Source organism: Oleidesulfovibrio alaskensis DSM 16109 (assembly GCF_000482745.1).
In the GTDB taxonomy this organism is placed as follows: domain Bacteria; phylum Desulfobacterota; class Desulfovibrionia; order Desulfovibrionales; family Desulfovibrionaceae; genus Oleidesulfovibrio; species Oleidesulfovibrio alaskensis.
Window position 1 is genome coordinate 448,534 of the sequence record NZ_KI519494.1, and the last position, 17,605, is coordinate 466,138.

The window sequence follows — 17,605 nt, forward strand, 5'->3', positions numbered from 1 at the left end:
TATGGTAGCATAACGGAATATGCTTACAAGGATATTATAGAAACGGCGATGTCAGCCGCGGCGGTCGGCCGGTGATGATGCGATGATGGAAGCATCCTGCATGAGGTCCGAAAGTGTGATTGCTTCCAGTTCCTGTTCCATGGCTCTGGATATCCTGATCCACACCTGCCGTGTTCTGCACTGGTGCGCGCGTTCACAGGCTGTTTCGTCCCGGCTGCACTCGGTCATGTGGATACCCCCTTCCATCACGCGCACAATGTGCCCCAGTGTCAGTTCCTGAGGGTCTGCGGCCAGCAGGTGTCCGCCGGCGGCACCCCGCACGCTGGTTACCAGCCCTTCTTTTTTCAGGGGTTTCAGTATCTGCTCGATAAACTGGACGGTCACACCGGTGCTTTGCGAAAGCATGGACGCCCTGCGGGGGGTATTGTCGTCGTGCAGGGCAAGGTCAAGCAGCAGGCGTGTGGCGTATCTGGTGCGGGCAGAAAGCTTCATTATGCTTGCAATCCTGTATAATGTTCAGGCGGCAGTGCTGGCGGGGTGTCTGTTTTTCTTTAGTACGCAGCTTTTGCAACGTCAAGAAATCGTTATTTTTTACGGGCTGTTGTCGTTATAATATGCCGATTTTTATCTATTTTTTTAATATCAATGGCATTTTGAATACCCGTGGGGGGCATTTCACTGCTTCTGCGGCCGTGCGGCATAGACTTTTGCCAGCCCGCCGCGGGCTGTTTCGCGATACAGGCTGGGCAGGTCGTGACCTGTCTGGGCCATGACGGCCACCACTTCGTCAAAGGGAATGCGGTGCATGCCGTCGGACAGGATGGCCATCTGCGCACGGGAAAGGGCACGGGTGGCCGCGCAGGCGTTACGTTCTATACAGGGAATCTGCACCAGCCCGTCCACAGGGTCGCATGTCAGCCCCAGATGGTGCTCCAGACCCATTTCGGCAGCGTATTCTATCTGCCGCACCGTACCGCCCATCATCTGGGTGGCGGCGGCCGCCGCCATGGCGCAGGCAGAGCCCACCTCGCCCTGACAGCCAACCTCCGCGCCAGAAATGGACGCATTGTGCTTGATTATGTTGCCGAAAAGTCCTGCCGTGGCCAGAGCCCGCAGAATATCCTGCTCGGTGGCTTTCAGCGTTTCGCGCAGGTAATAGAGCACGGCGGGCACGATGCCGCATGAACCGCATGTGGGGGCTGTGACTATGATGCCGCCTGCCGCGTTTTCTTCAGCCACGGCCAGCGCATAGGCCGTCACCTTGCCGGTCTGGTGCATGCTTTTGTGCGCCAGCTTTGTGCGCGACATATAGTTCCATGCCTGCCTGCGCAGCCCTATGGAACCGGGCAGAACTCCCTGCGCAGTCAGACCGCGTTCCAGCGCCTGCTGCATGGCCTGCCATATGGTTTTCAAAAAGGGCCATACGGTTTCGCCTTCATAACGGGCCACATATTCCCAGTAGGTTATGCCCTTATCTTCGCACAGGGCCATTACCGAAGCCAGATCAGGGTGCGGGTAGACGCCCTGCTGCTGCCTGCGGGGTTCGTCTTCGCCCATGATGGCGCCGCCGCCCACGCTGTACACTTTCCAGCTGCCGGTTACGTTGCCGTTGCTGTCCTGCGCTTCAAACAGCATGCCGTTGGGATGCCGGGGCATGCGTTCTTCCGGTTTCCAGACTATTTCACAGCGCTCTTCACCCAGTGCGGCTGTAACGGCCCGGTCGGTCAGGTGGCCTTTGCCTGTGGATGCCAGACTTTCATACAGGGTCACGCGGAACCGTGCGGCTTCGGGGTGCTGTTCCACAAAAAGACGTGCGGCGTTCTGCGGTCCCATGGTGTGGCTGGAAGAAGGGCCGGAGCCGATGCGGTAAAGCTCTGTTATGCTGTCCATATGCCCTCGCGGCTGTAGGCGGTGCGCAGGCAATGCGGCGGACGTGAAAAGCACAGAAAACAAAGGCGTCACATGCTTGCCTGTCAGTGGTACTGTTCAGGTAGCGTTACTCACGGCAATCGTCAATGGCCTGTCGCCGCGGCGGGGTGGCCGGTGGTATTTGTGCTGGTGCAGACGGCGCCGGCAGGTGTATAGCAGCGGGAGCATGCGCAAATGGGGCGCGGCATCCAGTAAAGGCAGCATACGCCGGAAAACGAGATACGGGAGTGCGTGATGAAAAGCCATGAAGTGGAATACAGGATAACGGGGGGCGACCTGCAGGTGGTGGAAGTGGAACTGGACCCCGGTGAGACAGTCATAGCCGAAGCCGGAGCCATGTGCTGGATGGACGGGGACATTGAGTTTGCCGCCCGCATGGGCGACGGTTCCGCGGCGGACGGCGGTTTTTTCGGCAAGCTGCTGGGAGCGGGCAAGCGGCTGGTCACGGGTGAGTCGCTGTTTATGACGCACTTTACCAATCAGGGGCAGGCAAAGGCCTCCGTGGCTTTTGCCGGTCAGGTGCCGGGGCATGTGGTGCCTGTTGATCTGGCGGAAATCGGCGGCGAGCTTATCTGTCAGCGCGATGCTTTTTTGTGCGCGGCGCGCGGCACCCGCATCGATGTCGCTTTCAGCAAGCGTCTGGGAGCGGGATTTTTCGGTGGTGAAGGATTTGTACTGCAGCGGCTGCGCGGTGACGGTCTGGCCTTTGTGCATGCGGGCGGCGCCGTGGTGCGCAAGGAACTGCAAGGCGGTACGCTGCGGGTGGACACAGGCTGCCTCGTGGCTTTCACACCGGGGGTCAGCTACGATATCGGACTTTCCGGCGGGCTGAAGTCCATGATGTTCGGCGGCGAAGGGGCGTTTCTGGCGGCATTGTCCGGACACGGTACGGTGTTTTTGCAGAGCATGCCCTTCAACCGTCTTGCCGACCGTATCACGGCACTGATTCCTGAAAAGAAATAACGCGGCGCGATATTGCCGCGCATGGTGCATGGGGGATCATGCCATGGAAGAATTCCGGCTGACCGTGCTGCTTGTGGATGCATTCACCCGCACGCCCGGCAGGGGAAACCGCGCGGGTGTGGTGCTGGATGCCGCGGGATTGTCCGCCGCTGCCATGCAGGCAGTGGCAGCGCTGGTCAATGTGTCGGAGACGGCTTTTATTCTGCCGGCACCTGCACAGGCCGGGTATGCCGTGCATGTGCGCTATTTCACCCCGCGGGCCGAGGTTCCGGTGTGCGGGCATGCCACCGTGGGGGCGCATTATGCGCGGGCACGGGCGCTGGGAATTTCGGACACAACGGTGTCCGCCCTGACCGGCGCGGGGGTTCTGCCCGTGGATATCCGCGGATCCGGCAGCGGTATGAAGATTGTCATGACGCAGGGCAGGGTGGTGTTTTCTCCGCCGTGCATACCTGCTGTCAGGCAGGCGGTTCTTAACGCTCTTGGGCTTGATGAAGACGACCTGCTGTCCGGTTTGCCGGTACAGGAGGTTTCCACGGGACATTCCAAAATAATGGTGCCGCTGCGCAGAACGGCATTGCTGGACGCCCTGAAGCCGGACATGACCGCTCTGACGGAATGCAGCCGTGTCACGGGGTGTAACGGCTTTTTTGTTTTCGGGTTCAACGGCGGGGATGACGAAGCGCTTATAAACGGGCGCATGTTCGCTCCTGCCATCGGCATTGACGAGGACCCCGTGACGGGGAATGCCAACGGCCCCTGTGGTGCGTATCTGTCGCATTACGGCAGACTGCCCGCACAGGCGGCGTTTACCTTTTGCGGCAGGCAGGGTGTGGCCATGGGCAAGGAAGGCATGGTGGAGGTGACTGTCCACCGTGATGAAGACGGTCCGTGCCGTGTGCAGGTAGGCGGGCACGCGGCGGAAGCCGGCCGGATGGAGGTTGCGCTGCACGTAGAGGACGACGGCCGCATTACGGCCCGCAGTGTCTGACGGCAGTGCGGCGCAGCCGCGCAGGGCTTTTGCCATGCGGGGCTGAGCCAACTGTACATGTTACCCCCCTGCGCTTTGCTATGCGGCGGCGCAGGGGGGCTTTGCATGTAGTTGTCTGCGCATGGTGCGCGGCAGGCTCCGGTCAGGAGTCCGCGTTTTTTCTCTTTTTATCGCCGGTCACCAGCATCAGCGAAAAGTAATGCGGCTTTTCGGGGGCGTCCTGTAGTGATTCGGCCACAATCTCGCCGTCCATTCCCAGACGAGAGACAAACGTGCTCTGGTTTTCTTTGCCTGCTGCGGTCACAGCCTTTCTGATGGCGGCAAAGTTTTTATACGTTTTCAGAATAACGGCGTTGTCCGCGTAATTCAGGGCTTGTTCCAGCCCGTCACCCACGCCGGAAAGCAGCAGCAGGTTTTCACCTGATTCACACAGGATGGTGGCCGTGCGTGCGGCCGACGCCTGATATGAGGTGATGCCCGGCACGATTTCCACGGGAGCCTGCGGACATACGGTGCGCAGAGTGCGCAGCAGGTAGCCGAAAGTGGAATAGATGAGCGGGTCCCCCAGCGTGAGAAACGCGCACTGCCGTCCGGCAGCCAGATGGCCGGCAACTGTGCGTGCGTTTTCGTCCCACGCAGCACGCAGCACGCTGCCGTCGCGCGACATGGGAAAGCCCAGCCGGATAATCTGCACATCGTCCCGCAGGTGCGGGGCGGCTATGGAAAGCGATACCGAATAATCGTTTTTTGTGGAACTGGCGGCAAAGACCACGTCCGTGCGGGCCAGAGCCTTGACCGCCTTTATGGTAAGCAGGTCGGGGTCGCCGGGGCCGACGCCGATACCGTACAACGTACCGTACACTAGGGTTCTCCTTGACCGGCAGCCGGGGGCTGCAGGGTGAAGCGCGAGGGATGCAGAAAGCGCGCAAGCTCTTCCACCGCATCCACCGCTCTGGGGCCGGGGCGTGAATAACACGCCTCTTCCACAACAAGCCAGCGCGCATGACGCACCGCCCGCAGTGTGCGGAAGTGCGGCCGCGCGTCCGGCGGCACCGGTGTTTTATTCATGGGGCCGTGCTGCACAATGTAGACTTCGGGGTCGAGGCGCAGCAGTTCCTCTTCCGAGGGGCGCTCCAGTTTTTTGTCGGACACGAGGCAGTTTGCACCGCCTGCGCGGCCGATAATGTCATTGACGATGGAACCTGTGCCCGCCCCCAGCAGGTTGGGGTAACGGACTTCAAAAAAGACCGAGGGGCGGTGTTCTCCGGCTACGGCTGCGCGCACCGTTTCCAGACGGTTGCGCAACTGTGCGGTAAGTGCCGCTGCCTTGCCCTGTTCTCCGGTCAGCACTCCCAGACGGGCGATGACGGAAAACAGCTGCTCAAAGTCGGCAACGTGAAATTCCGCCACGGGAATGCCCAGCGCGCGCAGGTCGTCCACGGCCTGCCCGGCTTCTTTGCGTCCGCTCATCTGCAGCACAAGGTCGGGAGCCATGCCGGCCACCAGTTCAAGGTTGGGCCGCATGTGCGTGCCGATGGCGGGCAGACTGCGGATGGATTCCGGCCAGTGGTCGGCATTGGTGCGTGCTATGAGCCTGTCCTGCAGACCCATGGCGGCCAGTGTCTCGTTAAAGGCACCGTACAGGGCGATGATGCGCCGGGCAGGAGCATCCAGCTGCACGGTGCGGCCTGTATCATCGGTTATGCTTACTCCGTGCTGCTGCGCGGCAACGGACAAAGGTGCCAGCAGCAGGATAAAGGCGCACCACAGCGCGGCGCTGAGATGTCGGAAGGTTGTCATGGCGTTTTTCTCTGCGTGTGGGCGGGCATGAAAAGAGCCTGCGGCAGCCCGCAGTCCGGATGCCGGAATACGCGGACAGAGGTTTCATATATCCGGCAGAGGTTGGCTTCTGTAAATACGTCGCGGGTGGGGCCGTCCAGCGCCACGGCTCCGTCTTTCAGAAATATCAGCCGGTCACAGTAGAGTGCCGCCAGATTAAGGTCATGAATGGCGGCGACCACCGTGAGTCCCTGCGCATGTCTGCGGCGCAGCATGTCGTAAATTTCCACTTTGCGGGCTATGTCCAGACCGGATGTGGCCTCGTCCAGCAGCAGGCAGGGGGCCGCCTGTGCCAGCGCCCGTGCTATGAGCACCCGCTGGAATTCTCCGCCGGAAAGCCTGCATGCCGGCCGTGAGGCAAACTGCGATGTGGCTGTCTGGCGCATGGCGTTTTCCGCGGCCTCGTTGTCTGCGGCGCTGTATCCGCCCAGAAAGGATATATAGGGATACCGTCCCATGAGTACCACGGAGCGCACCGGTATGTCAGGGACGATGTCAGGCCGTTGCGGTACCGAAGCCATTTTTTTTGCGCGGGTGCGGGCACAAAGCCCCGCGGCCGGAGTGAACTGCACTGCATCCTTTTCAGATGCAGCGGAGGCGGTGCGCAGCAGCACTTCGCCGCTGACCGGCGGCAGCACTCCGGAAAGGGTGAGCAGCAGGGTTGTTTTGCCGCTGCCGTTGGGGCCGAGCAGACCTGTCATTTCACCCTGTCTGATATGCAGGGAGATGTTGTGCAGTACGGGCGTTGTACCGTGGCCCAATGTGGCATTGCGCAGGCGTATCATAGGGCTGTTCCTGTATTGCGCCGCAGCAGCAGGCAGAAAAAAGGGCCCCCCAGCAGCGCGGTGACCACTCCCACGGGCAGTTCGGCCCCGCCGGAAAGCAGGGTGCGGGCCAGCACGTCGGACCAGAGCAGCAAAAGACCGCCTGTCAGCGCGCTGACCGCCAGCAGCGGCCGGTGCTCGGCGCCTATGACCATACGTACCAGATGCGGCACAACCAGCCCCACAAATCCTATCACCCCGCTGACCGCCACGGAGACGCCCGTAAGCGCTCCTGCTCCCAGCAGCAGCCACAACCGTACGCGTGAAGCATCCATGCCCAGCTGACGGGCCTGCATGTCGCCCAGCGACAGAATATCAAGCTCGCGCGAAAAACGGATGACGGGCAGCATACCCAGCACAAACCACGGCGTGAAAAGCATGACCTCATGCCAGCCGCGGCCCTGCAGACTGCCCATTATCCAGAATACGATGCTTGCCACCGATTCTTCGTCCAGTGATTTGACCAGCGATATGAGAGCGGAAAGGAACGTGGACACCACAATACCCGCAAGTACCAGCGTTTCGCGGCGCATGATGCCGCCCACGCGACCCAGTACAAGCACGGCCGCCAGCGCCGCGGTGGCACCGGTCAGGGCCGCGGCGGGCAGTATTCCTGCAGCGGGAAAAAACGGCAGGGCCATGGTGCCCAGCCCCCAGAAAAGTGCCACGGATGCGCCGAAAGCGGCTCCGGACGAAACGCCCAGCGTGAAAGGATCGGCCAGAGGGTTGCGCAGCAGCCCCTGATACACCGTGCCTGCCACCGCCAGCGAAGCGCCCACCAGCAGCGAGAGCACCACGCGGCCCAGACGCAGCTCAAGCACCACAACGGTCAGTGCGGGATTATCCTGCGCGGCTGCGGGCGGGGGGCCCAGACCGGCGGCATGCAGCAGCACGGCCGTCACGTCGGCAAACTCCACGGGAAACGCCCCCGCGTAACAGGCCAGAAACACCGAAACCGCACAGGCGGCCGACGCGGCGGCACAGCACAGCACCGGGCGGAGCGTGCGGCGTGTTACGGTGTTTCCGGCCCTGTTCATCAGTCATCCAGCCGGTTGTAGGCTTCTTTAAGGTGCTCAACCCATATGGCGCGGATGGCGGGCACAGCTGCCATGCCTTTTACCACGGGTACGGGGGTGATGCCGTGAGCGGCAAAAACACTTTTCCACGAATCGGGCTCGTCGCCTGCCATGTCGTTTACGGTATGGTCACCCGCCACCGACATGAGCGGAAGCAGGTAGGCTTTTTTGATACCTTTCTTTTTCAGCATGGCCAGCACGTCGTCAATTTCGGGGCTGCCTTCAACGGTGCCCACAAAGGCATTGGCATCTTTCTGCCACAGATAATACTGCAGGGCGGGGTAGAATGCATTGGCAGAATGACCGGTACCGTGGCCCATGAACACCACCGCCTCGTCTGCGGTACGTTCTGCGGGTACGGCGGTCATGACTGCATCGGCCACATTTTTCATGTCCTCTGCAGTGTACATGAGCGGCTTGCCGACTTCCACCTGCTTGATATTTTTGGGCATGCCCTCAAAACGTTCTGCGGTGTGCAGCAGGCCGAGGTATTCAAAGCCCGGAATCATGTGCAGCGACTGCACGGCCACGCGGTTGAACCCTGCATCGCCCAGACGGCCCAGTGCCACGGCGGGCGAATCCACCTGCAGGTTCTGCTCACTCGCCACAATGTCGCGCACCATGCGTGCCGTGTAAGCCCAGCGCACTTCAACACCGGGTATGGCGGCACGTACTTCGCGTTCCAGCGCTTCGTAGGGGGCGCGTGCTTCGGGCACGGTGCTGCCGAAGGTGGCAAGCAGAATGGCTTTTTTGTCGGGATGTGCGGCGCCGTGGCCGGCAAAAGCAGGCGCGGCAACGCACAGCAGGCAGCACGCGGTGACGAGCAGTCTGCACCATGAGCGCAGTTTCATGAAGGAAACCTCCAGAGAATCTGGGGCATTGATATAGTCACGGTAAAAATAAAGAGCGCTGCCTCCTGCATGGGCAGGAAGGGGCGCTCCGGTCACCGTGACGGACTTTTTGCGGCAAAGCCCCGTGCCCAAAAAGTCATCCTGTACACTCAGGCAGGTCTTCCGGCTTGTCCCGCGGCATCCGGCCTTCCCGGGAATTTTTCCCAGTGGCACGGTGTGGATGCGGCGTATCGTGGACTTACGGCGGCGGGTCCGCTCCCGACTTTAACGGGATTCCCTATCAAGCCCCGCAGGGCACCTGAATCGATTCGGGTTATATATGGCTGCGGCAGCATGTCAAGGCCGCAGCATGCAGGGGTTATGCCGCGAACAGCAGGTAGCAGCCTGTCACGGCCAGCAGGCTGGTGATGCGCAGAAACTGGCTTTGCAGCAGCAGCACAAGACCCAGACGCGGAGTGAATATGCCCGCGTGCGAAGGCAGCTGGTGCCGCAGGGCGCGGACGGGGGTTGCTGCAATGGTTCCCAGTATCAGCGCGGTGACTGTCTGGGCGGTGGTCAGCGACCCGGCATCCAGCAGGGCGCCCGCGGCCGCAATTCCTGATGTGAATTCCGCGGCCACGGCAAAAATAACCACGCTGGCCGCTTCTACAGGCAGAAAGCTCCATGACAGCCCCTGAGCGGCGGCCTGGCGCATGGCTTCGAATACGCCTGCCTGTGTAAGCGCATAAATGAGAAAATAGACCGGTGCCGTGAACAGGATGATGCGCGAAAAGCGTCTGCGGAACAGGGCTGCCACGCGGTTGAGGTCAAGCCTTCCGCTGTGTTCTGGTGCCGCAGACTGTCCGGACTGCCTGCGGTGCGCCGTTGCGCGGGCCCACGCAAGCAGTCCCAGAGTGCGGCACAGGGCGGCTGTGCCGTTAAGTGCAAGGTATATGGCCCCTGCCGTGCGTGTCATGGGCACCACTATAAAAAAAGTGGTGGGCAGATGCAGCAGAAAAACAGGCAGACCGGTGTTGATGAGATAGGCAATGCGCAGTTCGCGCAGAGAAATGCGCCCGTCACGCATGGCTTCCATAAGCATGGTGTTGGCCGCTGTGCCGGAAACGAACGCAGTGGCGAAAGCCGCGCCCGATGTCTGCCCCAGCCCGCCCCACCGTGTCAGCGGCCGGGCCAGCCGCGCCAGAAAGGGGGCCCAGCCGGCGCCTTCCACCACCAGCCCCACGGCCAGTCCCATGGCCAGATATATGAGCATGCGTATGAGCGGCCTGACAAGTTCGGGCCATGCATACTGCCAGTGCAGCAGCGCAGGGTCGGCGTGCAGAATGATGCCCAGTGCGGAGATTCCGCACAGCAGCGGAACAAACATAAGCGTTTTTCTGCCTCTGCCTGTCCGGCGTGAAGATATTTTTGCGGTAGAGCTTTGCTTTTGCATGGAGTCGGACATAGAGTGAAAGTAAGGATTAAGGGAGCATGGCCGGTTTCTGCCGGTCTGCATGCCTGCCGTCGGCCGTTGCGGGGCTGCCGGATGAAGCCTGTTTGACAGAAAACAGCACCCGTGGTGTAGTTTCAGCTTATTTGCAGGTATTGCAAAAGGATCGTCTGACAGCATGAAGACCAGATTCATACCTTCTGACAGGCCGGCGGGCAACCGGCTTTGCGTCATTTTTGCTCTGGCCGCTCTTTTTCTTGTGCTGCTGCCCGCGGCCGCTGCCGCAGAGAACGGGCGGGTGCTTGTGCTCAATTCCTACCACAGGGGCTTCCAGTGGTCCGATGCTGAAATGTCGGGCATCGAATCATGGTTCGTTGATTCTGACATCAAGCCGCAGCTGCATTTTGAATATATGGATTCCAAACGGATGGCGCCCGATGTGGCCACCCGTCATATGTTTGTCCTGCTGCGCGAAAAATATTCCAGAGACTATTTCGACGTGCTCATGGCGGCCGATGACAACGCCTTTGAATTGCTGCGGGCGCACCGTCAGACGCTTTTTCCGGGGGTGCCGCTTGTTTTTTGCGGGGTAAACCTGCAGCACATGCCGCGCGGCAGCATGCCGGAACGCACCACGGGAGTGCTGGAAAGGGTGGATGTGGAAGGTACGCTTTCGCTGGCGCTTTCCATGCATCCGGCCACCCGCAGCGTGGTGTTTGTGGCCGACGGCACCACGACGGGGCAGCGCATGCTGCATGCCGCACGCGAGGCACGCAGAGGCTTTGCGGGACGGGTGGATTTTACCGAGATGAACAACCTGCCTGCCCCCAAGCTGCAGGAAGCTCTGCGCCTGCTGCCTTCATCGTCTGTCGTGGTGCTGCTCAGTTTTCTGCGCGACCGCAACGGCAGAGTGCTTACGGTGGAAGAATGCGTCCGGCTGCTTACGCAGGCTTCTCCTGTTCCCGTGTACGGAGTGGGAGCGCAGTTCATCGCCGCAGGGCTTGCGGGCGGCACGCAGCTTTCGGGTACCGAGCACGGGAGGCAGGCGGCACGGCTGGCGGAGCAGATTCTGCGCGGGGCCGACCCCTCAGAGTTGTCCATAATTGCGGAAACCCCTGTGACGGCGGTGCTTGACTACCGGCAGCTTTCGCGTTTCGGGGTGTCTCTGCCCGACCTGCCCGATGGTGTGATAGTGCGTAACCTGCCGCAGGGCAGTCCTTCTGTGTGGTGGTACGGCGCGGGGCTGGCAGTTGCTGCCGCCATGGCGCTGTTGTTCAGGCACTGGCGCAACCGGCGGTGCATGCCCGCCTGCGAAGATTCGGCAACGGCCCTTGGCGGGGTGCTGGCAGCCATGCAGCATATGAACGATATCTGTCTGCTGCTTGATACCGCCGGCCGCATAGCGGCCATGAACCGTCCGGCGGAACAGGCATCGGGCATTGATTCGCATGCGGCGGAGGGAATGCTGCCCGAGGCCGTGCTGCCCATGCTTGCCGGTGCGCTTGAAAAGCTCAGGCGCGGGCTGCAGCACAATGACGAATTTTGCCTGCTGCAGGCCGAAGCCCGTATGGATAACGGGCTGCGCCGGTTTGATCTGGAAGCGTCGAGCCTGCTGCCTGTTGCCGCCGGCGCCTTGCTGGTGCTGCGCGATGTGACAGACAGAGCCGTTCTGGAGGCTGCAGCCGTGGGGGTGCACCGTCTTTCGCTGGTTACCAGAATGGTGTCGGGCATGTGTCACGGAGCAAAGGAACCGCTTTCTGCCGTGGTGCAGAATGCCGAAGAGCTGCACGAGGTGCTGTTTGAAGACACCGAGGGTAATGCCAGAGCTGCAGCGCGCTGCGGGTGCAGCCTGAGTGCGCTGCGCGGTTATCTGGGTGAGCGGGATGTGCCCCGGCGTGTCGGTCTGCTGCGGGCCGCCGGTGCGGAGCTTACGGGCATAGTGTCCAGACTGCCCAATGCGGAACGGCGCAGTCCTGAACGGCCCATACCGCTTAAGGATGTGGTGGACAACGCCCTGCGTCTGGGCAGGGACGACCCGCGCCTGCGTGAGTACGGTATGGGGCGCGTGGGCTGGCGCATCGAGGCGGACGGCGCGGACTCTGTGCAGATAATCAGGGCGGCGGATGCGGAACTTGTGGTATATGAGATGATAACCCTCGGGCTGTATGCCCTGATGTCGGGAGAGGCTTCTCCCGGGGGGGTGCTGGTGCAGTACGGGGCAACCCCCCGCGGAGGGCGGGTGGTGCTGACCGCTTCGGGCTGCAGCCGCCCCGTGGATATCGCCAAACTGCTGCGCAGCGAGCGTATGTTCGGCGGCAGCGGTGGTGAGATGAGCGGATACGAGGGGTTTGCTCTTGCCACGCGCATTGCGGAGCACAGATTTGGCGCCCCGCTGAAAGTTGAATCGCCGGAAAACGATGTGCGCATCGAATTCATGCTGAATCAGGAGTAGCGCACACGCGCCGCGTCAATGTCCGGCCGGGCCGGGGGAGCTATGGCACAGACCAAAATACTGCTGGAGTCGGGAACAAACGAGCTGGAGGTCATCGAGTTTTATCTTGATGAACCGGAATATCGCGGGTCCTACGGCGTCAATGTGGCCAAGGTGCTTGAGATACTGCGCCAGCAACCGGTGACGTCCATGCCGGGGCAGCGTCATGCTTCGGTTATGGGGGCTTTTCGTCACCGGGACGGCAAAGTTGTGCCGCTGGTCAATCTGGGGCGCTATCTTGATAAGGATCTGGTAGAAAACGAACCGCCGAAAGTCATTGTGACCGAATTCAACGGTGTCATCACTGCTTTTCAGGTGTCGGCGGTCAACCGCATTCACCGCATCAGCTGGGAAGATGTGGAGCCGCCTTCCGACATGCTGCAGAATTTTTCGCAGAATGCCTTTACCGGTGTGGTCCGGCTGGAAGGCCGTGTGGTTTTTCTGCTGGATCTTGAAAGCATAGTGGCCGACCTGAATCCCGACCTTGCCGTGCGCCAGAGCGCGCGGGTGGATGTGCGGCAGGGTGACCGGACCTATGAGCTGCTGCACGCCGATGATTCGGGCAGCATCCGCAAGATGGTGAAAAAACTGCTGGAAGAAGGCGGCCGTTTTGTGCTGCGGCAGGCTTCCAACGGGGAAGAGGCGTGGGAGATGCTGCTGGCGTTGAAAGAAGAGGCGCAGAACAGCGGGGTGCCGGTTTCTTCACTGGTGCAGGCGGTGATCACCGATGTGGAGATGCCGCGCATGGACGGCCTGAACCTGTGCAAACGTATCAAGGACGACCCGGTGCTGCGCGCCCTGCCGGTGGCGTTGTTTTCTTCTCTTATCACCGAACAGCTGAAGCACCGCGGCGATGCCGTGGGGGCGGATGCGCAGTTTGCCAAGCCGGAACTTTCGGAACTGGGGCGCAAACTGCTTGAACTGCTGGAAGGCGACAGCTGAGCTGTTCCGTGTATGTCTGTCGCGGCCCGTACCGTTCCGGTGCGGGTTTTTTTGTGCCTGCATGCTGCCGCGCGCAAAGGGCCGGTCCGTGTCATGCCGGCATTGTCCACATAAAACGCTGCAGGTCCACGCGGTCTGTTTCGTCAAAGACAATGCCCTCCCGCTGCAGCAGGGCTTTCTGACGTTCGTACCCGCCGCCGCGGGGCAGCGATATGTTCCCGCCGGCGTTGATGACGCGGTACCACGGCAGAGCGTCACGGGCGGAACAGCTATGCAGCACTCTGGCCACCTGCCGTGCGGCCCGCGGGTTTCCCGCCATGGCGGCAATCATTCCGTACGTGCTCACGTATCCTGCCGGAATGCTTTTTATCTGGCGTATTACCTCAGCGGTGAACTGTGTTCTTTCCAACGGTGCAATCCTGTATGCTGTGCAGAGTGCGTCGGGCCGCCTCTGTCTGCGTGTGTACTGTAGCAGGGCAAAAGAAAACGCGCCACACTGCCTGCGTGACGCGGTTTCTCTCGTGTCCGCACTGGGCGGACTGCTCGGGCGCAACCCGAATGCTGCCCTCTGCCGGCGACTTTGTCCGGTACAACGCAGGCAAGGAGCAGTGAGTGTGGACCAGACACCCGCCCTTCTACTACCAAGTATCGTGCCAACGGAATCTGTTTTGTGCTGATTTGTATTTTTATTATGTAATATCGGTATATTATTATGATTTTGACGTTGTCTTGCGCGGGGCGCTGCATGGCATGGAGGCAGAGAAGATACTTTTTTGTCCGCGATCGCGGACGCAGTGCGGAATCTTTAGTCCGTGATTGCGGATAACAGGCAGTCCGTTGTGTCCGAGATAGCGGACATCGTGCGCAGGCACCGGCATATGGTGGCGCTATGCGGCGATTCCATTTGTGAAGCACGCAGATACATGCCTCTACCGTGGGCGCCTGGGGCGGTGTTGCACGGTATGCTTCGCTAGCTGCCGGATGTTGTCCCGCCGTTGCGCAGGCCGTGGCGGCGCAGCAGGTCATACAGGTAAGAACGGGAAAGTCCCGACATGGCGCATGCCGCGGCGATGTCGTTGTCTGTACGGCGCAGCAGTTCGCGCAGGTAGTCGCGGAACATGTTGTCGCGGAAGGTGAAAAACGGCGGCAGGGGGCTGTGGTCCGGAGAAAGAGGGTGTTTTTCCTGTGGGACGGCGGCATTGTGTCCGGCAGTGTCGTGCAGGTGCGGCAGGTCTTGGTCTGTGGACTCAGGTTGTACGGCGGGCGTGCCGTAAGATTCCGGCAGGGTGCCGCAGGTATGACACGGCCGCGGTGCCTGCGGGCGGCTTTCGGGTGCACCGGATGCGGTGTCTTCGTCACGGGACGGCTGCGCAACGGCGGTGCTGTCTGTTCTGCGTTGCTGCAACGCCGCCCGCGCGGTGCTTATGCGCACATGGTCAGGCAGATGGCGGGCAAAGAGCCGTGGTTCATCCTGTGCGGCAAGCACGGCACGTTCCAGCGTGTGGATAAGCTCCCGGACGTTGCCCGGCCAGGCATAGGCGCGCAGCGTTTCCTGCAGGTCGGGGGCCATGCTTTTGTGCGGAACGCCATATTTGCCGCACATGCGTTGCAGGTAGTGGTCGGCAAGTTCGGTAATGTCTTCGGTGCGGCTGCGCAGAGGCGGCAGATGCATGACAATGGTGCGCATGCGGTACAAAAGGTCGGAACGGAATGTGCCCTGCGACACCATTTTTTCAAGGTCCCGGTTGGTTGCGGCGATAAGACGGAAATCGCTGGTCACCTCGTTTCTGCCGCCTACCGGCCGGAAGCGGTGTTCCTGAAGCACCCGCAGAAAGAGCTTCTGCATGGAAAGAGGCAGTTCGCCCACCTCATCCAGAAAGAGTGTGCCCCGGTGCGCCTGCAGTACCAGACCGTCCTTGTTTTGTTCCGCACCGGTAAAGGCGCCTTTGCGGTGGCCGAAGAGTATGCTGCCCGCCAGCGTACGGGTGAGTGATGCGCAGTCCACGGCCACAAAGGGACCGCCGGCACGGTGGCTGTTGTCGTGAATGGCGCGTGCAAATACTTCCTTGCCTGCGCCCGTTTCGCCGAAAAGCAACACTGATGCATCGCTGAAGGCAGCTTCCGAGACGGTATCAAGGCATTTTTGCAGGGCACGGCTGCTGCCGATGATGTCATCGCGCTTGAGGCTGGCCGTACTGCGTCGCGAAGGCCGTCTGCCCCTGTAGTCAAGCGCACGCAGCAGAGGCAGAATTATCCTGTCAGCCGGACTGCTTTTTTCCACATATTCCCAGACTCCCATGCGGATTGCTTCTTCCGCGGTGTCGGGGTCGCCGCGGTCTGTCAGCAGCACCACCTCTGGACGGCCGGGGGCCGACCGGAACGATTCCACCGCGGTTGTACCGCTGCCGTCGGGCAGTTGAACATGCAGATACACCACATCGGTTTCGGCCGCAGCGGCAAGGGCGCGTCCCTCCCTGAGCGATGCGGCGTGGTGTACCCTGTGCCCCAGTCCCTCTATGATGGCACCCAGCATGTGGGCAAAACATGAGTCTGCGTCTACGAGGAGAATCTGGGCCATGAGCGTTGTCCTGCCGTCTTGTCGGTGTTGCGGGAGAGCATGAGCTCGACGAGGCGTGTGCGGGCGGCTCCGTCCAGCGGTTTGCGCGCCAGTCTGCACGCTCCGGCCGCGCAGGCCGAATCGGGTGTTACCGTATCGTGCGCTGACAGGCACAGCGCCACGGGAATATCCGGCCGTATGCCGGTCAGCGTGCGGGCAAATTCCAGTCCGTTCAGCTGGGGCATGGCATATGCCGTGATTACAAGATCAAAAGATTCGGGCGATTCCATGAAAAGGCGCAGCCCCTCAACCGGACCGGGGCGGGTTTCCATGCGGTATCCCAGCGGGCCGAGCAGTGCACGCCACTGATTGCGTTCCGAATGGTCTGTGTCCACCACCAGAATCCGTTCGCTGCCCAGCCGCGGAGCCGGTCCGGCAGCTGTGCGCGCCGAGTCCGCCACGCCCAGTGCAGGCAGATACAGACATAACGTGGCCACGCCGCCTTCATCCGGTCCCTGGCACAGAATGCCGTTATGCAGCTTTACTATGCCCTGCACCATGGCCAGCGAGGGCTTGCCGTGCGTGCTCCACGGGGGGCAGGCGGTGCAGCCCTGCGGCAAAGCGTGGGCTCCGCTGCCGCTGAATGTCAGGCAGATATGCCGGCCGGCAGGCAGTGTGCACGTGTGCGGCGGGTGAGAAGCTGCCGCGGCTGTTTCCATGTCGATGGTGCGCAGCCGCAGCGTCATGGCCGGTCCGGTCCGGCCGGAGCAGCTGTCCGCCGCATATTTCACCAGAGCGCACACGGCACGGCGCAGCAGGCGTGCATTGCCTTTCACCACATCTTCCCGGGCATCCAGATCGGCGGTTATTTTTACGGGTACGGCTTCGCCGTCTTTTTCATCCTGATTTTTTCCACGCAGTGTGCGCAGGCATTCTTTGACCACTGCGGTAAAGGATACCGGCACCTGAGGCGGCTCCAGTTCGCGGCAGAATTCAAGCATGCGGTACAGCTGCCCGCGCGCTTCGGTGGAAGCCGTGAGCGCCTGATCCAGTGCGGTGTGTGCGGGGCTGTGGGCGGGCAGGGTATTCAGTGCGGACTGGGTCTGCTGTACGATGGGTTCAAGCAGACCTCCTATGTCTTCGGCCAGTGCGCGGGCCAGAACACCGGCGCACTCGAGAGAACGTGCCTGCTCCAGCTGTTCCTGCAGCTGCGCGGCGCGCATGCGGGCGGTCTTGCATCGGGTGATGTCGGTAACAGTACCTTCAAAGTGTCTGATGCTGCCTTTTGATGTGTATACGGCACGCGCGGTGACGGCTATCCATTCTGCGGCGGCGGCAGGGCGGGCGCCTTCGGGCGCGCGCGGAATGATACGCAGTTCCGCGTTGTTGACCACACCGTGGGTCAGCAGCTTGTGCACCATTGCGGCAAAGGCCTGAGGGTCGGCAAACAGGCTGTGTCCCGCTTCTTTGCTTTCGGCCAGAAAAGCATCGGGCGTGGGATAGCCGAACATGCGGGCCAGTGCCGTGTTGACCAGCAGAAAGCCGCCGGAGCGGGATTTGCGGAAGAGACCGGCGGCGGCGTTTTCAAACAGGCTGCGGAATTCGGCTTCTTCCCGCTGGGCGAGCGGCTGTTCGCGGAATGTGCCGCGTTTCAGGCGGCGCTGCTGTGTATTCATGCCGTTATGAACCCTGTGTGCTTGTCCGCGCGCAGGC

At 61.4% G+C, this 17,605-nt stretch carries 15 protein-coding genes and 1 riboswitch; of the genes, 4 read left to right on the forward strand and 11 right to left on the reverse strand.

Annotated elements, in window-relative coordinates; genetic code table 11:
* Window positions 1-51: 51 nt before the first annotated feature.
* Window positions 52-492: an RrF2 family transcriptional regulator gene (locus H586_RS0114080; RefSeq protein ID WP_011368865.1), complete on the reverse strand. Its 441-nt coding sequence runs from the start codon at window positions 490-492 to the stop codon at window positions 52-54.
* 183 nt (window positions 493-675) lie between these two features.
* Window positions 676-1,890, reverse strand: a complete 1,215-nt coding sequence (locus tag H586_RS0114090) for an L-serine ammonia-lyase (RefSeq protein WP_011368864.1) — start codon at window positions 1,888-1,890, stop codon at window positions 676-678.
* A gap of 273 nt (window positions 1,891-2,163) precedes the next feature.
* On the opposite strand from H586_RS0114090, the gene H586_RS19385 reads away from it, so the two are divergent.
* Both H586_RS19385 and H586_RS0114100 read left to right on the forward strand, forming a co-directional pair.
* Window positions 2,164-2,892, forward strand: a complete 729-nt coding sequence (locus H586_RS19385) for a TIGR00266 family protein (RefSeq protein WP_034619318.1) — start codon at window positions 2,164-2,166, stop codon at window positions 2,890-2,892.
* 28 nt (window positions 2,893-2,920) lie between these two features.
* The gene (locus H586_RS0114100; RefSeq protein ID WP_234702973.1) at window positions 2,921-3,883 is read left to right on the forward strand and encodes a PhzF family isomerase; all 963 of its coding nucleotides are present in this window, start codon (window positions 2,921-2,923) and stop codon (window positions 3,881-3,883) included.
* 142 nt (window positions 3,884-4,025) lie between these two features.
* Here the strand turns inward: H586_RS0114100 and cobI are convergent, their stop codons facing one another.
* The 6 genes from cobI to H586_RS0114130 all read right to left on the reverse strand — a co-directional run bounded on the left by cobI (window position 4,026) and on the right by H586_RS0114130 (window position 9,839).
* Window positions 4,026-4,745 (reverse strand): precorrin-2 C(20)-methyltransferase, encoded by a 720-nt coding sequence (gene cobI / locus H586_RS0114105; protein WP_027182377.1) that lies wholly within the window; start codon window positions 4,743-4,745, stop codon window positions 4,026-4,028.
* Window positions 4,745-5,683: an ABC transporter substrate-binding protein gene (locus tag H586_RS0114110; RefSeq protein ID WP_051364033.1), complete on the reverse strand. Its 939-nt coding sequence runs from the start codon at window positions 5,681-5,683 to the stop codon at window positions 4,745-4,747. The genes cobI and H586_RS0114110 overlap by 1 nt, the downstream gene beginning before the upstream one ends.
* The gene (locus H586_RS0114115; RefSeq protein ID WP_027182379.1) at window positions 5,680-6,507 is read right to left on the reverse strand and encodes an ABC transporter ATP-binding protein; all 828 of its coding nucleotides are present in this window, start codon (window positions 6,505-6,507) and stop codon (window positions 5,680-5,682) included. The genes H586_RS0114110 and H586_RS0114115 overlap by 4 nt, the downstream gene beginning before the upstream one ends.
* Window positions 6,504-7,583: a FecCD family ABC transporter permease gene (locus tag H586_RS0114120; RefSeq protein ID WP_081701864.1), complete on the reverse strand. Its 1,080-nt coding sequence runs from the start codon at window positions 7,581-7,583 to the stop codon at window positions 6,504-6,506. The genes H586_RS0114115 and H586_RS0114120 overlap by 4 nt, the downstream gene beginning before the upstream one ends.
* Window positions 7,583-8,473 (reverse strand): sirohydrochlorin cobaltochelatase, encoded by an 891-nt coding sequence (locus tag H586_RS0114125; protein ID WP_027182381.1) that lies wholly within the window; start codon window positions 8,471-8,473, stop codon window positions 7,583-7,585. The genes H586_RS0114120 and H586_RS0114125 overlap by 1 nt, the downstream gene beginning before the upstream one ends.
* A gap of 135 nt (window positions 8,474-8,608) precedes the next feature.
* Window positions 8,609-8,790: riboswitch (cobalamin riboswitch) on the reverse strand.
* A 41-nt stretch (window positions 8,791-8,831) separates the two neighbouring features.
* Entirely contained in the window at window positions 8,832-9,839 is a 1,008-nt protein-coding gene (locus H586_RS0114130) for a nucleoside recognition domain-containing protein (protein WP_011368856.1), read from the reverse strand.
* 241 nt (window positions 9,840-10,080) lie between these two features.
* Here H586_RS0114130 and H586_RS0114140 point away from each other — a divergent pair, with 241 nt between their 5' ends.
* Together H586_RS0114140 and H586_RS0114145 are read left to right on the forward strand one after the other, a co-directional pair.
* On the forward strand, window positions 10,081-12,354 hold the full coding sequence (locus tag H586_RS0114140) for a hypothetical protein (protein ID WP_027182383.1): 2,274 nt from the start codon (window positions 10,081-10,083) through the stop codon (window positions 12,352-12,354).
* 42 nt (window positions 12,355-12,396) lie between these two features.
* The gene (locus H586_RS0114145; protein WP_011368854.1) at window positions 12,397-13,335 is read left to right on the forward strand and encodes a chemotaxis protein; all 939 of its coding nucleotides are present in this window, start codon (window positions 12,397-12,399) and stop codon (window positions 13,333-13,335) included.
* 91 nt (window positions 13,336-13,426) lie between these two features.
* Here the strand turns inward: H586_RS0114145 and H586_RS0114150 are convergent, their stop codons facing one another.
* The 3 genes from H586_RS0114150 to H586_RS0114160 all read right to left on the reverse strand — a co-directional run bounded on the left by H586_RS0114150 (window position 13,427) and on the right by H586_RS0114160 (window position 17,568).
* The gene (locus H586_RS0114150) at window positions 13,427-13,744 is read right to left on the reverse strand and encodes an MGMT family protein (RefSeq protein ID WP_027182384.1); all 318 of its coding nucleotides are present in this window, start codon (window positions 13,742-13,744) and stop codon (window positions 13,427-13,429) included.
* A 561-nt stretch (window positions 13,745-14,305) separates the two neighbouring features.
* On the reverse strand, window positions 14,306-15,913 hold the full coding sequence (locus H586_RS0114155) for a sigma-54-dependent transcriptional regulator (protein ID WP_027182385.1): 1,608 nt from the start codon (window positions 15,911-15,913) through the stop codon (window positions 14,306-14,308).
* On the reverse strand, window positions 15,892-17,568 hold the full coding sequence (locus H586_RS0114160) for a response regulator (protein WP_027182386.1): 1,677 nt from the start codon (window positions 17,566-17,568) through the stop codon (window positions 15,892-15,894). The genes H586_RS0114155 and H586_RS0114160 overlap by 22 nt, the downstream gene beginning before the upstream one ends.
* Window positions 17,569-17,605 lie beyond the last annotated feature (37 nt).

Excerpts from the sequence above, each read along its gene's own strand:
- H586_RS0114130 (WP_011368856.1), bottom strand. The coding sequence starts at position 9,839 with ATGTTTGTTCCGCTGCTGTGCGGAATCTCCGCACTGGGCATCATTCTG.
- H586_RS0114120 (WP_081701864.1), bottom strand. The coding sequence starts at position 7,583 with ATGAACAGGGCCGGAAACACCGTAACACGCCGCACGCTCCGCCCGGTG.
- H586_RS19385 (WP_034619318.1), top strand. The coding sequence starts at position 2,164 with ATGAAAAGCCATGAAGTGGAATACAGGATAACGGGGGGCGACCTGCAG.
- H586_RS0114115 (WP_027182379.1), bottom strand. The coding sequence starts at position 6,507 with ATGATACGCCTGCGCAATGCCACATTGGGCCACGGTACAACGCCCGTA.
- H586_RS0114155 (WP_027182385.1), bottom strand. The coding sequence starts at position 15,913 with ATGGCCCAGATTCTCCTCGTAGACGCAGACTCATGTTTTGCCCACATG.
- H586_RS0114140 (WP_027182383.1), top strand. The coding sequence starts at position 10,081 with ATGAAGACCAGATTCATACCTTCTGACAGGCCGGCGGGCAACCGGCTT.
- H586_RS0114110 (WP_051364033.1), bottom strand. The coding sequence starts at position 5,683 with ATGACAACCTTCCGACATCTCAGCGCCGCGCTGTGGTGCGCCTTTATC.
- H586_RS0114125 (WP_027182381.1), bottom strand. The coding sequence starts at position 8,473 with ATGAAACTGCGCTCATGGTGCAGACTGCTCGTCACCGCGTGCTGCCTG.
- H586_RS0114080 (WP_011368865.1), bottom strand. The coding sequence starts at position 492 with ATGAAGCTTTCTGCCCGCACCAGATACGCCACACGCCTGCTGCTTGAC.
- H586_RS0114145 (WP_011368854.1), top strand. The coding sequence starts at position 12,397 with ATGGCACAGACCAAAATACTGCTGGAGTCGGGAACAAACGAGCTGGAG.
- H586_RS0114090 (WP_011368864.1), bottom strand. The coding sequence starts at position 1,890 with ATGGACAGCATAACAGAGCTTTACCGCATCGGCTCCGGCCCTTCTTCC.
- H586_RS0114100 (WP_234702973.1), top strand. The coding sequence starts at position 2,921 with ATGGGGGATCATGCCATGGAAGAATTCCGGCTGACCGTGCTGCTTGTG.
- H586_RS0114160 (WP_027182386.1), bottom strand. The coding sequence starts at position 17,568 with ATGAATACACAGCAGCGCCGCCTGAAACGCGGCACATTCCGCGAACAG.